Origin of the sequence: Luteimonas terrae, from assembly GCF_031457535.1 — a bacterium.
GTDB lineage: Bacteria > Pseudomonadota > Gammaproteobacteria > Xanthomonadales > Xanthomonadaceae > Luteimonas > Luteimonas terrae_A.
Genome location: NZ_JAVDWO010000001.1, coordinates 324,407 through 337,270, shown reverse-complemented (window position 1 = coordinate 337,270; position 12,864 = coordinate 324,407). Strand labels below are relative to the sequence as shown.

Sequence of the window (12,864 nt, the reverse complement as noted above, 5' to 3'; positions counted from 1 at the left end):
GCTGTCTGCGGCGCGGCTCATGAGGCGTGCGTGGATGTCACGTCGGCGGCGGCGTCGGAAATGGACGTCTGGACACTGCCGGCCGGGGGTCGCCAATGCACTTCGACCAGATGGCCGAGCTGGGCGGCCGCTTCGTTGCAGGCATGCGGCCCGGTGTCGAAACGCAGATGCGCGGCGTCGGCATACAGCGGCGCCCGTTCGATGGCGAGGCGTTGCAGGACCTCAGTGCGATCGTCGCCGGCAAGCAGCGGCCGCGTACGGTCTCGCCCCAGCCGCGCAAGCTGCGCGTCGACATCGGCATGCATGTGCACGACGAAGCCGCGTGACCGCAGCAAGGCGCGGTTGTCGGGATCGAGCACCGCGCCGCCGCCGGTCGCGATCAACTGGCCTTCGCCGGCGAGGATGTCGATCAGCGTCGCTCGCTCGCGCGCGCGGAATCCGGCCTCGCCCTCGCACTCGAAGATCGTCGCGATCCGCGCGCCTGTACGCAGCTCGATCTCGTGGTCGACATCGACGAAGACCACGCCGAATCGCGCCGCCAGGCGGCGACCGATCGAGGACTTGCCGGCGCCCATCGGACCGACGAGCACGAGGTTGGGGGCGGGGTGCATGACTGCATGCTAGCAGCGGGGGCGGGATGCGCCGAACGTTGCAGGCGCAAGTTTTGCTTTGCTGGTGGTCGTGCTTTGGAAGCTTTTCCTTATCTTTTTTGTTCCTGCGAACGGAAAGTCCTGCCGATTGCACGTTCGGAGAGCGCCGCACATCATCTGCGGCGCTTTTCGGGTCTGCGGACGTCAGCGTGTCGTCCTGCAGGAACCGAGAAGCCGAAGCGCCTGGATGAGTTCTCATGCTCGATCTCCGGCGAGCGTCAGACAAAGGCCTGAAGCTGCCACATCGAACCAGCGCGCGCGAAAGCGGCCACGCTTGAGTCAGTGCCCCCTCGCACCCATCATGGGCGCATGGCCAAGCACGACCACACCTGCACGGATCCGCACCACCACGTCGATGACGCTGCGAGCTTCATCCGCGCGGTGGAGCATGCATGCAGCGAACGCGGGCTGCGGCTGACGCCGATCCGTGCATACGTGCTCGGCCTGATCGCCAAGGCCGGAAGGCCGCTCAAGGCCTACGACCTGCTCGATCAGGTGCGTGAGGGCGATGGGCCAGGCGCTGCGGCGCCGCCGACGGTGTATCGCGCGCTCGATTTCCTGCTGGCCAATGGCTTCATCCACAAGCTGCAGTCGGTCAATGCCTTCGTGGCCTGCCACCACCCGAGCACGGCGCAGCATTCGGTGCCGTTCCTGATCTGCGACCGCTGCCACAGCGCCGTCGAGCTGGAAGACGAGGCGGTCGTCGCCTCGCTTGACGAACGGGCCCGCGCGCTGGGGTTCGTGCCCCAGGCGCAGACGCTGGAAGTGCACGGCCTCTGCGCGCAGTGCGCGAACGTCGCGGCGGACTGAGCGGCGTAAGTCCAACGGGTCTGGCGTCCAACGCTCGATTCACGACATGTCTCCATCCATGGGGCCGCATTGGCGCGGCCCCCGGCGACCGGCTGCTTGGCCTTGGATGCGCGCGCGTCGGGGGCATCCAAGGCCCGGGTCGCCGAAGGCCGATCTGCATCCGGTCAACGCGCTTTGGAATTGAAAGTGCAGCGCGCATGGGTGCGCGCGTCTACGTCACAAAGCGAAGAGGCATAGAAAAACCCCGCACCGGAGACCGGGGCGGGGCGGTGACGCACGCGTCACTGGAGAGAACGGAAAACGGTCAGTGCATGCCGGTCAGGGCATGCACGGTCAGAAGTACACGCGGATACCACCGGCGACGGTGCGGCCCGGCAGCGGGGCGTAGTCGCGCAGCAGCGAGGTGTGCGGGCGGGCTTCCTGGTTGGTCAGGTTGCGGCCGTCGAGGAACAGCTCCCACTGGGTACCGTCCGCTTCGCCGACACGCCAGGCAACACCGGCGTTGACCAGCGTGTAGCCCGGGCTGGGCTCTTCGAGCGCGGCCACACGGTCCTGCTTCTGGTAGCGCACTGCGCCGACATTCGCGCGCCAGCCGCCCAGGGTCCAGTTGAGGTCGGCGCCGATCCGCGACGGTGCGATGCGCGGCAGGTCGCCGCCCAGCGCGATGTCGGTTTCGTAGTTGTGCGCATGGTCGCCGTGCGGCACCGCGAACTGCACCGTGCGCGTGCCGCTGCCGTCGAGTTCCGCGCGGACGACATCGCCGAACACGCGCAGGTCGAAGTCGCCGGCATCGGATTCGAGCAGGTGGAACTTCGCTTCCGCTTCGGCGCCGCGGAACGTCGCATCGGCCTGGGTCCACAGGCGCACGGGCAGATCGTCTTCGACGACGCCGGTGTCGGCGAGGTAGGTGAAGCGCTTGAACTGCGTCTGGTAGACGGCCGCCTTGAACTCGACGCGGTCGGTATGCGCGTGCAGGCCGACTTCGAGGCGCTGGCCGCGCTCGGTGTCGAGGTCCGCATCGCCGATCTCGATCGAACGCGTGGCGATATGCGGGCCGGCGGCGAACAGTTCCTCATTCGTCGGCGCGCGTCCGGAGACGTCGGCGCCGAAGCGCAGGTCGAACACCTCCGACAGGTGCCAAATTGCCGCGCCCGACAGGCTGCTGGCGTCGAACTTGCGCGATTCGCCGGCAACCGGGTCGATCTCCACGCGCTCGTGGCGACCGCCGAACTCGAGCTTCACCGGACCGAATTCCTTTTCCTGCACGACGAACAGGCCAAGCGTGTCGGTGACGCTCGGCGGGACGAACGCCTCTTCGCCGACCGCGCCAAAATCGACGTGGCCGATCTGCAGGCCGAACGCGCCGTTCCAGCCATTGAAGGTGTTCTGCACCGCTTCGACGCGCGCCTCGGTGCCCTTGTTGGTGAAGCGGGTCGCAGGCATGCCGCCTTCGAGTTCGACGTGCTCGTAGTCGTTGTAGGCCGCGCGCACATTCAAGGCGCTGAGGAACGGCAGCGGGTTGTAGATGCCACCTTTGAGGTCGACGCGGTTCTGCACCATGTCGATGCGCACCGAGCCGTGTTCGTCGTGGCCTTCTTCTTCGTGGTCATGGTCGTGATCGTGGTCATGACCACCTTCTTCGGCATGCACATGCGCGCCGTCCGGCAGGCCGTAGTTGGTGCGATAGGTGCTGACCGCGAAGCCGAGATGGCCGCGTTCACCGAAATAAGTGGCACCGACCGCGCCGGCGCGCGTGCGGATCGAACTGTTGGGCAGCGTGCCGTAGGCGTTCTCTTCTTCTTCGTCGGCATGTTCGTGGTCGTGATCATGGTCGTGATCCTCCGGCACCTGCGCGAAGCCCGGAATGTCGAAGTCGCCGGTGTTGCGGATCAGGCCGTCGACGTGCAGGACGAGGTTGTCGCCACTGACGCCATCAAGGCGGAACATGCCGCTGCGCTCGCCGTTGCCGCTGGCGGCGCGCAGTTCGGCGCGGCCGCTGATCGGGCGGTCCGGCACTTCGCGCGCGATGCGGCCGTCGACCACGTTCACCGCGCCGCCGATCGCGCCGCTGCCGTACAGCAGGTTGGCCGGACCCTTGAGCACTTCGATCTGGTCGGCGAGGAAGGGTTCGATGCTCACCGCATGGTCGGCGCTGACTGTCGAGGCATCCATGCTGCCGATGCCGCCCGAGAGCACCTGCACGCGCGGGCCTTCCTGTCCGCGGATGATCGGCCGGCCGACACCGGTGCCGAAGAAGCCGCTCTGCACGCCTGGCAACGAAGATACGGTGTCGCCGAGGTTGCCCGCCTTGCGGTCTTCCAGCGCGTCGCCATACAGCACCTCCACTGGATGCGCGAGATTCTCGGCGTCGCCGCCGAGCGGCGTGGCGGTGACCTGCACGCGGTCGAGCGTGGTCGGATGCGCGTGGGTCTGACTGGTCGTCTGGGCGAACGCCGCAGCCGGAAGCAGCAGTGCGACGGCCATGGCAAGGCGGGTGGGGACGGGGGCGGAACGGCGGCTTCTGGTCATTGCGGATGCAGTACACTGGTGGACGAAAAGGGAATGTTATAATGTTACGCAGATCCCCGCACCCCCCAAAAGACATGCCTGCACACAATTCCACCCTGCAACGCGCAGATCGCGTCGGCTTCGCCGCGTCGTTCCTGTGTGCGGTTCACTGCGCGCTGCTGCCGGTGGCGCTGGCGCTGCTGCCGGCCTTCGGTCTGAACGTGGGCGGCTGGGTCGATATCGACCAGGCCTTCGTCGTATTCGCCACGCTGCTCGGCGCGACCACCCTGACCCTGGGCTGGCGCCGTCATCGTGCGTTCCACGCCTGGGCGATGCTCATTCCGGGGCTGGTGCTGGTCTGGGCGGGCGCGTTCACGCACCTGCACGACCACACCACGACCCACGCGGTGGTGATGACCATCGGTGGTCTGCTGCTGGCAGGCGCGCATCTGCTGAACCTGCGCCTGACCCACACCCGCGCCGGGCGCTGAGCGCCTTCGGACTTCGGGCCGCGTGCTAGAATCCGCGGTCCTGTGCGCCCTGGCGGCGCACTTCGCGTCAGACGAATTCAACACGCAGCACTCCAGGAGCACAGAAATGGGTAAGGGCGACCGCAAGACCCTCAAGGGCAAGCGCTACAACTCGAGCTACGGCAACAGCCGCTCGAAGGGCCTGATCAAGGCCACCGGCACCGCGACCGCGCCGGTCGTGAAGAAGGCCGCCGGCAGCAAGACCGTCGCAAAGGCACCGGCGAAGAAGGCCGTCGCGAAGAAGGCCTGAGTTTCAGGTCCCGCCGCGCGTCGAAAGCCCTGCCTGCGCGGGGCTTTCGCGTTTCAGGGCATCGGTCGGTTTCAGGTCAGACGCATGCCGCCGGCGAACGACATCGCAAGCAACGGCCCGCCCAGCCAGTAGACGAGTTCCGCCGGCTGCGAGACCCGCCAGCAGGCGAAATCCGCGCGCTGGCCCACGGCCAGGCGGCCGCGGTCGGACAGGCCGAGCGCACGCGCGGCATGCACGGTCGCGCCGCGCAGGGCTTCTTCCGGGGTCAGCCGGAAGTGCGTGCACGACAACTGCATCGCCTGGCGCAGCGACAACAAGGGTGAAGTGCCCGGATTGCAGTCGGTCGCGACCGCCATCGGCACCCCGGCGCTGCGGAATGCATCGAGCGGCGGTAGCGTGGTTTCGCGCAAGACGTGGAACGCGCCCGGCAGCAGCACCGCGACGGTGCCGGCGGCGGCCATCGCGGCGACGCCGGCCGCCGAGGTGTGTTCGACATGATCCGCGGACAAACCACCGAATTCGGCCACCAGCGCAGCACCCGCGCCGTCGCTGAGCTGGTCGGCGTGCAGCTTCACCGGCAGCCCGAGCGTGCGCGCAACCTCGAACACCCGTCGCGTCTGATCGATGCTGAAGGCGATGCGCTCGGCGAAGGCGTCGACAGCATCGACCAGGCCTTCGTCGTGCAGGCGCGGCAGCCAGTCGCAGACCGCGTCGATATAGGCCTCACCGCGGCCGGCAAACTCGGGCGGCAGTGCGTGCGCGCCGAGGAAGGTCGTGCGCACGGTGATGCCGAGCACCTCGCCGATGCGCCGCGCGACGCGCAGCATCTTGCGTTCGTTGTCGAAGTCGAGGCCGTAGCCGGACTTGATCTCCAGCGTGGTCGCGCCGTCGGCGACCAGCGCACGCACGCGCTGCAACGACTGTGCGAGCAGCGCGTCTTCGTCGGCCTCACGTACCGCGCGGACTGTCGAGACGATACCGCCACCGGCGCGCGCGATGTCCTCGTAGCTCGCACCCTGCAGGCGCTGCTCGAACTCGGCCGCGCGGTTGCCCGCGAACACCGCATGGGTGTGGCAGTCGATGAGGCCGGGCGTCACCAGCCCGTCGGCCTCGATCACCAGATCGGCGCCGGCCTCGGCGCCCGAAGGCAAACCGCTGCGCGGGCCGGCATAAACGATCACGCCATCGCGCCAGCCGAGCGCCGCGTCCTTGATCAGGCCATAGCCCGCGTCGTCGGCGAGCGTGACCAGTGTGGCCCCCAGCAGCAGGCCATCCCAGGCGTCAGTCGCCACCGCCACCACCGCCATCGCTGCCGCCGGCGTCTGCACCCGAATCGTGGCCGTCGTGGCGTTCCGACTTCGTGCTGCCCCCTGCCACGACGCCGCCGTCCGCAGATCGACGCTTGCGCGTCGACGACCGGCTGGCGAATACCGCAACCAGACCCCCGAACACGGCCACCAGTGCACACAGTATTGCGATCGAACTTGGGTTCATCGGATGTTCCCGGCGGTCAGAACGGCTAGCCTACCGCACACGTTTTCGAGGAGCCGGACCGATGCATGATGTTCCCGCGAGCACGCCTGCGGGCTGGCGCCTGCCCGGTATCGCGAACCTGCATTCGCATGCCTTCCAGCGGGCGATGGCCGGGCTGGCCGAAGTGCAGACCGATCCCGCCGATTCGTTCTGGACCTGGCGCGAGACCATGTACCGCATGGCGGGGCGCTTCGATCCCGACAGCCTGCGCGCCGTCGCCGCGCAGCTCTACGTCGAGATGCTGGAAGCGGGTTATACGACCGTCTGCGAATTCCATTACGTCCACCACGCACCCGACGGTGCGCCGTACGCACCTGCCAGCGCGATGACCGATGCATTGATCGACGCTGCGCGCGCGACCGGCATCCGTCTGACGCTGCTGCCGGTGCTGTACATGAGCGGCGGTTTCGACGGCCGGCCATTGGGCGAACGCCAGCGGCGCTTCGGTCACGATGTCGACGGGTATCTGCGGCTGTTCGCCGATCTGCATGCCCGCCAGGACGACACCCTGCGTGTGGGCTGCGCGCTACACAGTCTGCGCGCGGTGCCGCCCGATGCGATGCACGCCGTGCTGGCCGCGTTGCCGGGTGATGCGCGCATGCACATACATATCGCCGAACAGGTGCCGGAAGTCGACGAGTGCGTTGCGCTGCGCGGTGCGCGCCCGGTCGCCTGGCTGCTCGACAACGCACCGGTCGATGCGCGCTGGACGCTGGTGCACGCGACCCATCTCGACGCGGCCGAGGTCGCCGGCATCGCACGCAGCGGCGCGACCGTTGCGTTGTGTCCGACGACGGAAGCCAATCTCGGCGATGGCCTGTTCCCGTTGCGCGATTACCTCGACGCCGGCGGTGCCTGGGGCATCGGTTCGGATTCGCACATCTCGGTCTCGCCGGTCGAAGAGCTGCGCTGGCTGGAATACGGCCAGCGTCTGGCCACGCGCCGCCGCAACATCGCCGTGGCGCGGGGTACGCCCAGCGTCGGCGCGACCCTGTTCGCGGGCGTGCAGGCGAGCGCCGCAGCGTCAACGGGGTTCGACGCGCATGACGACGCGGTCGTGCTCGACGCCGATGCACCGCTGCTCGCCGGCGCGACGGACCGCGACGTGCTCGACCGCTGGCTGTTCGCGGGCAACCGCCCATTGGTGCGCGAAGTGCACGTAGCCGGCCGGCAGGTCGTGGCGGATGGACGTCATGCATTGCATGAGGACGTCGCGCGCGGGTACGCGAACGCGATGCTGGGGTTGCTGGCGTAATCACGTGCCTATGGCGTGGGAGCGCGCTTGCGCGCGATGCGATCGCCGGGAATGCCCATCGCGCGCAAGCGCGCTCCTACAAGAACGTTCTTTTCCGGATCGAGCGAGGCCGGCCGCAAGGATTGTCGGCTCGGCCACGCTGGCCCGGTTCGCGCTGGAGCTGGGCGCCTGCAGCCAGGCCGTTCGGCGAATAACCACCCAAAAAGGGCGTTCGTCCGCTCGATCGGGGATTCCGTCGTAAACCCCGGCGCGGACCGCCAAACGTGCGCAGCATGACACCATGCCCATGGACAGGAGATCCGCATGTTGCCCAATGCACTGACGCTCGCCGCGCTGCTCGCCGTCAGCGGCAGCGCATCCTCGATGACCGACGCCGAGCTCGCCGGCATCGTCGACCAGCGGCTCGCGGGGGACCGCACCGGCGCGTGCCTCGCGGTCGCCCTCGTCGATGGCGACGCAGTCGCACGCACGTATCGCTGCGCGGACGGTACGGCCAACCCGCGCATCGGCGCCGACAGCGCGTTCGAGATCGGCTCGGTCAGCAAGACGATGACCGCCGCGTTGCTCGCGCAGCTGATCGCCGAGGGCAAGGCTTCGCTCGACGACCCGCTCTCGGCCTGGCTGCCCGCAGGCACCGCGGTGCCGACATTCGAAGGCCAGCCGATCCTGCTGCGGCACGTGGTCACCCACACCTCCGGCCTGCCTGCGCTACCGGCGCGGATGCAGATGACCGATCCCGCCGATCCCTACGCCACGCTGACGCCCGAGGCACTGCTCGCCTCGCTGGGCGACGTTACCCTGACGCGCGCACCGGGTGCGCAGTTCGAGTACTCCAACTTCGCGTCGATGCTGCTGTCGTATGCAATCGCGCAGCGCGCCGGCCAGCCGTTTGAGTCCCTGATCAACTCGCGGCTGTTCGCGCCGCTCGGCATGGACCAGGCCCACATCGCGCAGCGCCCCGATGGCGTGCGCGCGGCTGCGGGGCATCTGCCCAATGGCAGTGGTACGCCAGCGTGGACGATTCCCGGTGACATGGCCGGCGTCGGCGGCGTGCGCGCCACGCTCGACGACATGGTCCGCTACGTGCAGGCCCAGCTCGGCCATGCCGAAGGCGCGACGGCCGCGCCCGTACTCGCCGCGTTGCAGCTCACGCATCAACCGGTGTCGCAGCATCCCCCGGTGGCGATGCACTGGATGATCGTGCCGCTGGCCGGCCGCAACGTGTTGATGCACGAGGGTGGCACCGGCGGCTTCTCGTCGCTGGTCGGCTTCGATCCGGCGCAAGGCCGCGGCGTGGTGATCCTGTCGGACACGGCCGTGAGCGCGCTCGGTGGTCTCGGCAGTTTGGGCGCACATCTGCTCGACCCGTCGGTGCCGCCCGGCAAGCCGCGCAAGCTGACGACGCCACCGTCGGAACTCATCGACGGGCTGGTCGGCACGTGGTGTTTCGATACCGGCATGCAGGCAGAGCTGGCGCGCAGCGGCGATACGCTGACGATCCACCCGCCGGGCCAGCCGGTGTTCGAACTCGCGTATGACGATGCCGGCGATTTCTTTCCCACGCAGTTCGACGCGGTGCTGACACCGCAGCGCGCGGCGGATGGCAGCTACAGCATCGTCTGGCGCCAGGGCGGCGGGACGAGTGTGGCGACACGTGTGACCGACGGCGCGCCTGCAGCAGCAGCGGCAGCCAACGGCGCGTCCCGCGGAGATGTGCCGCTCGAGGACTATGCGGGCAGCTACACCCTGATGCCGGGCTTCGTGCTGAAGGTCGACAGCGCTGATGGACGTCTGCGCGCTCAAGCGACCGGACAGGGCGCATTTCCGCTCGACGCGACCGGCACCGACAGCTTCGCCGCGCCGGCTTTCGGCATCGAACTGCACTTTCGCCGCGACGCCGATGGTGAGGTGACGTCGCTCGAGTTGCATCAGGGCGAACAGGTGCTGCGTGGCGCGCGTATCTGAGGCTGGGCCGATGCGCGCATCTTCCGTCCCGCTTCGCCAGCCGCTGCCCGACGACGTGGTGGTCGGAGGCGAATTCCTATGGACGCGCTATCGCCGCTATCCGGTGTTCAGCGCGCCTTGGCTCGTCGGCCGCACGCTACTATTCGGCAGTGTGATCCTGGGGTTCTCGCTGTTGACGCTGCTGGGCGCGTTGATCGGCCCGGTCAGTGCGGTCGGTGCGTTCACGGCGTCTGCGTACATGTTTGCCGCATTCCTGCTGATGACCACCGCCGGCCCGCTGCTGGCGACCTGTGCCCGACATCTGCGCCTGCCCTTGCGGCGCGAACGGACCTGCGTGGTGCTGTCGCTGTGCATCGGGATCGCGTTGTCCTACTTCGCCGACCGCTGGGCGAGTGCCCGGATCGACGCGTTCATGGTGGCCGAGATGGGCAAGGCGCCCTACGACCTGGAGGCGATGCGTGCGCACTACGCATCCGGCGCTGCGCGCTCCGGCGCGATCGCCATCCAGTTGCTGACCGCGGTGGGCATCTACGGACTGCTGGGCGGCGGCACGGCACTGCGTGCGTACTTCGGCGAGCAGCGGCGTCTGGCCGAAAGCCGGCATCGCCTCGAACTCGCGACGGTGCAGGCGCACAAGCGCGAATCGGACCTGCGGCTCGGCGCGCTGCAGGCGCAGGTGGAGCCGCACTTCCTGTTCAACACGCTGGCCTCGGTCCGTGCCCTGGTGCGCCAGGATCCGCTGCGCGCCGAGGCCACGCTCGACGCACTGGTCGATTACCTGCGCGCGACGATTCCGCGTTTGCGCGATGGCGAAGCGGCGTTGCGCTCCACGCTCGGCGAACAGCTGGATCTGTGCACGCACTATCTCGAGCTGATGCGTCTGCGCACGGCGGATCGACTGCGGTATACGGTCGAGTCCGATGCCGAGTTGCGCGCGCTGCCCTATCCTCCGCTGCTGCTGATTACCCTGGTTGAGAATGCGGTGAAGCACGGCATCGAACCCAAGCCAGGTGCAGGCCGCATCGCGATCCGCGCATGGCGCGCGGACGCATTGCTGCACGTCAGCGTGAGCGACGATGGCGCCGGCCTGCAGCCGGGTGTCGGCAGTGGCATGGGTCTGGCGAACGTCCGCGATCAACTGGCGACACGGTTCGGTCCGCGCGCTTCGCTGCGTCTGACTGGCGCGGCAGGCGGCGGCGCGCACGCAGAAATCCGCACGCCGCTGGAGGTGTCCGCATGAGCGATGTACCGGTCACCGCGTTGATCGCCGAAGACGAAGCGCCACAGCGTGCGGCCCTTCTGGACATGCTCGAATCCGTCTGGCCCGCGCTGCAGGTCATCGCCGCCTGCGAAGACGGCATCGCCGCGCTGCAGGCCGCGGCTGAACACCGCCCATGCGTTGCGTTTCTCGACATCCGCATGCCCGGTGTCGGCGGACTCGATGTCGCACGTGCCGTCGTCGCCGGGGGTGGTCTGGTGGTGTTCACCACCGCCTACGACGAGTACGCGATCCGCGCATTCGAGGCGGGCGCGGTCGACTACCTGCTCAAGCCGGTGACCGAAGCACGGTTGCATGTCGCAGTGGAGCGCCTGCAGGCGCGGTTGCGGCAGCCGGCGGCCGGGGATCTGCAGGCGCTGGTCGACGATCTCGAAGCGCGACTGCGCCCGGCGGGCGAACGTCAGATCCGCTGGATCAGCGCGAGTATCGGCGACCACGTCCGCATGATCGGCATCGACGAAGTGCTGTTCTTCCAGGCCCAGGACAAGTACGTGCGTGTGGTCACCGCCGATGGCGAGGCGCTGATCCGCACGCCGGTGAAGGAGCTGCTGGCGGGGCTCGACCCGGACGTGTTCTGGCAGGTGCATCGCGGCACCGTGGTGCGGGTCTCGACGATCGACCGCGTGCGCCGCGACGAGCTGGGCAAGGCACGGATCGAACTGCGCGGACATCGCGAATCGCTGCCGGTGAGTGCGGCGTTCGTGCACCGGTTCCGGGGGATGTAGGCACCTCAGATGCGATCACTTTTCTAGCCGTCATTCCGGCGAAAGCCGGAATCCAGTGACTTTGCGATTTACGTACGACGGCAACGAGATCCAGGTCACCGGATTCCGGCCTACGCCGGAATGACGGTGCCCGCTATCCTGCGTCATTCCACGCAGGAGTCGGGCATGCAGGTCGACATCGCCATCGTCGGAGCAGGACCAGTGGGGCTGTGTTTCGCACGCGCGCTGGCGGGCACGGGGCTGAAGGTCGCGCTGTTCGACCGCCAGGCGCACGCGGCCATTGCGCAGCCGGCGTTCGACGGACGCGAGATCGCGTTGACCCATGCATCGCGCCACATCCTCGAACACCTGGGTCTGTGGGCACGGTTCGATCCGGCCGAGATCTCCGAGCTGCGCGATGCCCGCATCCTCGATGGCGAACGCACCGACGGGCTCACGATCACCGCGCGTGACGGACGCAGCGCGCAGCTCGGTTGGCTGGTGCCCAACCAGCGCATCCGCCAGGCCGCATTCGACGTGGTGGCGGACGCGGCCGACATCACCGTGCACGGTGACGCCGCGGTGCGCGATGTCGTCCAGCGCGTGGATGGCGTCACGCTCGCGCTCGAGGATGGCAGGCGCATCGATGCGCGACTGCTGGTCGCGGCCGACAGCCGGTTCTCCGCCGTGCGGCGCCTGCTCGGCATCGGCGCGCGCACGCGGGATTTCGGCATGCGCATGCTCGTGTGCCGCGTCGCGCATACGCGGTCGCACCACCACGCGGCCTGGGAGTGGTTCGACCAGGGGCAGACGCTGGCGTTGCTGCCGCTCAACGGCCAGCGCGCCTCGGTGGTGCTGACATTGCCCCCGCAGCAGATGGTCGAGGTCGAAGCGCTCGACGATGCCGCGTTCGCCGCTGACATGCAGCGCCGCTTCCGCGATCGGCTCGGCACGATGACGACGATCGGCACGCGGCATGTCTATCCGCTGGTGGGTGTCTATGCCGACCGCTTCTGCGCGCCGCGTGCGGCGCTGATCGGCGACGCGGCGGTCGGCATGCATCCGGTCACCGCGCACGGCTTCAACCTGGGTCTGCAGGGCGCGGACCGGCTGGCGCAGGCGATTCGCGAAGCCCATGCGGCCGGACGCGACATCGCCGGTGCCGGCCTGCTGGAGCGCTGGGCGCGCGGGCACCGTGCCGCGAGCTGGCCGCTGTATACCGCAACCGGCCTTGTCGCCAGTCTCTACACCGACGACCGCGCGCCCGCACGCCTGCTGCGGGGCGTCACGCTGCGTATCGCCCAGCGCATCGGGCCGTTCCGGCGGCTGATCGCCGCGCATCTGACCCAGGCGCCGACGCGCTGACGTCCTGGCGCGCGC

Annotated in this window: 12 protein-coding genes; 8 read left to right on the top strand and 4 right to left on the bottom strand. The window is 68.5% G+C overall.

Features of this window, described 5'->3' with window-relative positions:
* Window positions 1-17: 17 nt before the first annotated feature.
* A complete protein-coding gene (locus J2W68_RS01405; protein ID WP_310231963.1) occupies window positions 18-611 on the bottom strand; it encodes a shikimate kinase in 594 nt (197 codons plus the stop codon).
* 348 nt (window positions 612-959) lie between these two features.
* Between J2W68_RS01405 and J2W68_RS01400 the strand changes: the two genes are divergently transcribed.
* Window positions 960-1,460 (top strand): transcriptional repressor, encoded by a 501-nt coding sequence (locus J2W68_RS01400; RefSeq protein WP_310231961.1) that lies wholly within the window; start codon window positions 960-962, stop codon window positions 1,458-1,460.
* A gap of 333 nt (window positions 1,461-1,793) precedes the next feature.
* On the opposite strand, the gene J2W68_RS01395 is transcribed toward J2W68_RS01400, so the two are convergent.
* The gene (locus tag J2W68_RS01395; protein WP_310231959.1) at window positions 1,794-3,944 is read right to left on the bottom strand and encodes a TonB-dependent receptor; all 2,151 of its coding nucleotides are present in this window, start codon (window positions 3,942-3,944) and stop codon (window positions 1,794-1,796) included.
* Between the two features lie 119 nt (window positions 3,945-4,063).
* Between J2W68_RS01395 and J2W68_RS01390 the strand changes: the two genes are divergently transcribed.
* On the top strand, window positions 4,064-4,459 hold the full coding sequence (locus J2W68_RS01390; RefSeq protein WP_310151291.1) for a MerC domain-containing protein: 396 nt from the start codon (window positions 4,064-4,066) through the stop codon (window positions 4,457-4,459).
* A 106-nt stretch (window positions 4,460-4,565) separates the two neighbouring features.
* Complete coding sequence (locus J2W68_RS01385) at window positions 4,566-4,748, top strand: 30S ribosomal protein THX (RefSeq protein ID WP_232134518.1); 183 nt, start codon at window positions 4,566-4,568, stop codon at window positions 4,746-4,748.
* 71 nt (window positions 4,749-4,819) lie between these two features.
* Here the strand turns inward: J2W68_RS01385 and hutI are convergent, their stop codons facing one another.
* The gene (gene hutI / locus J2W68_RS01380) at window positions 4,820-6,055 is read right to left on the bottom strand and encodes an imidazolonepropionase (protein WP_430539643.1); all 1,236 of its coding nucleotides are present in this window, start codon (window positions 6,053-6,055) and stop codon (window positions 4,820-4,822) included.
* On the bottom strand, window positions 6,030-6,242 hold the full coding sequence (locus J2W68_RS01375) for a hypothetical protein (RefSeq protein ID WP_310231954.1): 213 nt from the start codon (window positions 6,240-6,242) through the stop codon (window positions 6,030-6,032). The genes hutI and J2W68_RS01375 overlap by 26 nt, the downstream gene beginning before the upstream one ends.
* A gap of 61 nt (window positions 6,243-6,303) precedes the next feature.
* Between J2W68_RS01375 and J2W68_RS01370 the strand changes: the two genes are divergently transcribed.
* The 5 genes from J2W68_RS01370 to ubiM all read left to right on the top strand — a co-directional run bounded on the left by J2W68_RS01370 (window position 6,304) and on the right by ubiM (window position 12,849).
* Window positions 6,304-7,536, top strand: coding sequence for a formimidoylglutamate deiminase (locus J2W68_RS01370; protein WP_310231952.1), 1,233 nt, complete (start codon window positions 6,304-6,306; stop codon window positions 7,534-7,536).
* Between the two features lie 303 nt (window positions 7,537-7,839).
* Window positions 7,840-9,501, top strand: a complete 1,662-nt coding sequence (locus J2W68_RS01365; protein ID WP_310231948.1) for a serine hydrolase — start codon at window positions 7,840-7,842, stop codon at window positions 9,499-9,501.
* Window positions 9,502-9,511: 10 nt separating this feature from the next.
* On the top strand, window positions 9,512-10,741 hold the full coding sequence (locus J2W68_RS01360) for a sensor histidine kinase (RefSeq protein ID WP_310231945.1): 1,230 nt from the start codon (window positions 9,512-9,514) through the stop codon (window positions 10,739-10,741).
* On the top strand, window positions 10,738-11,505 hold the full coding sequence (locus J2W68_RS01355) for a LytR/AlgR family response regulator transcription factor (RefSeq protein WP_310231942.1): 768 nt from the start codon (window positions 10,738-10,740) through the stop codon (window positions 11,503-11,505). The genes J2W68_RS01360 and J2W68_RS01355 overlap by 4 nt, the downstream gene beginning before the upstream one ends.
* 165 nt (window positions 11,506-11,670) lie before the next feature.
* Window positions 11,671-12,849, top strand: a complete 1,179-nt coding sequence (gene ubiM / locus J2W68_RS01350) for a 5-demethoxyubiquinol-8 5-hydroxylase UbiM (RefSeq protein WP_310232431.1) — start codon at window positions 11,671-11,673, stop codon at window positions 12,847-12,849.
* Window positions 12,850-12,864 lie beyond the last annotated feature (15 nt).

Coding starts and splice junctions, on each gene's coding strand:
- J2W68_RS01365 (WP_310231948.1), top strand. CDS start 7,840: ATGTTGCCCAATGCACTGACGCTCGCCGCGCTGCTCGCCGTCAGCGGC.
- J2W68_RS01395 (WP_310231959.1), bottom strand. CDS start 3,944: ATGGCCGTCGCACTGCTGCTTCCGGCTGCGGCGTTCGCCCAGACGACC.
- hutI (WP_430539643.1), bottom strand. CDS start 6,055: ATGGCGGTGGTGGCGGTGGCGACTGACGCCTGGGATGGCCTGCTGCTG.
- J2W68_RS01385 (WP_232134518.1), top strand. CDS start 4,566: ATGGGTAAGGGCGACCGCAAGACCCTCAAGGGCAAGCGCTACAACTCG.
- ubiM (WP_310232431.1), top strand. CDS start 11,671: ATGCAGGTCGACATCGCCATCGTCGGAGCAGGACCAGTGGGGCTGTGT.
- J2W68_RS01405 (WP_310231963.1), bottom strand. CDS start 611: ATGCACCCCGCCCCCAACCTCGTGCTCGTCGGTCCGATGGGCGCCGGC.
- J2W68_RS01360 (WP_310231945.1), top strand. CDS start 9,512: ATGCGCGCATCTTCCGTCCCGCTTCGCCAGCCGCTGCCCGACGACGTG.
- J2W68_RS01400 (WP_310231961.1), top strand. CDS start 960: ATGGCCAAGCACGACCACACCTGCACGGATCCGCACCACCACGTCGAT.
- J2W68_RS01390 (WP_310151291.1), top strand. CDS start 4,064: ATGCCTGCACACAATTCCACCCTGCAACGCGCAGATCGCGTCGGCTTC.
- J2W68_RS01375 (WP_310231954.1), bottom strand. CDS start 6,242: ATGAACCCAAGTTCGATCGCAATACTGTGTGCACTGGTGGCCGTGTTC.
- J2W68_RS01370 (WP_310231952.1), top strand. CDS start 6,304: ATGCATGATGTTCCCGCGAGCACGCCTGCGGGCTGGCGCCTGCCCGGT.
- J2W68_RS01355 (WP_310231942.1), top strand. CDS start 10,738: ATGAGCGATGTACCGGTCACCGCGTTGATCGCCGAAGACGAAGCGCCA.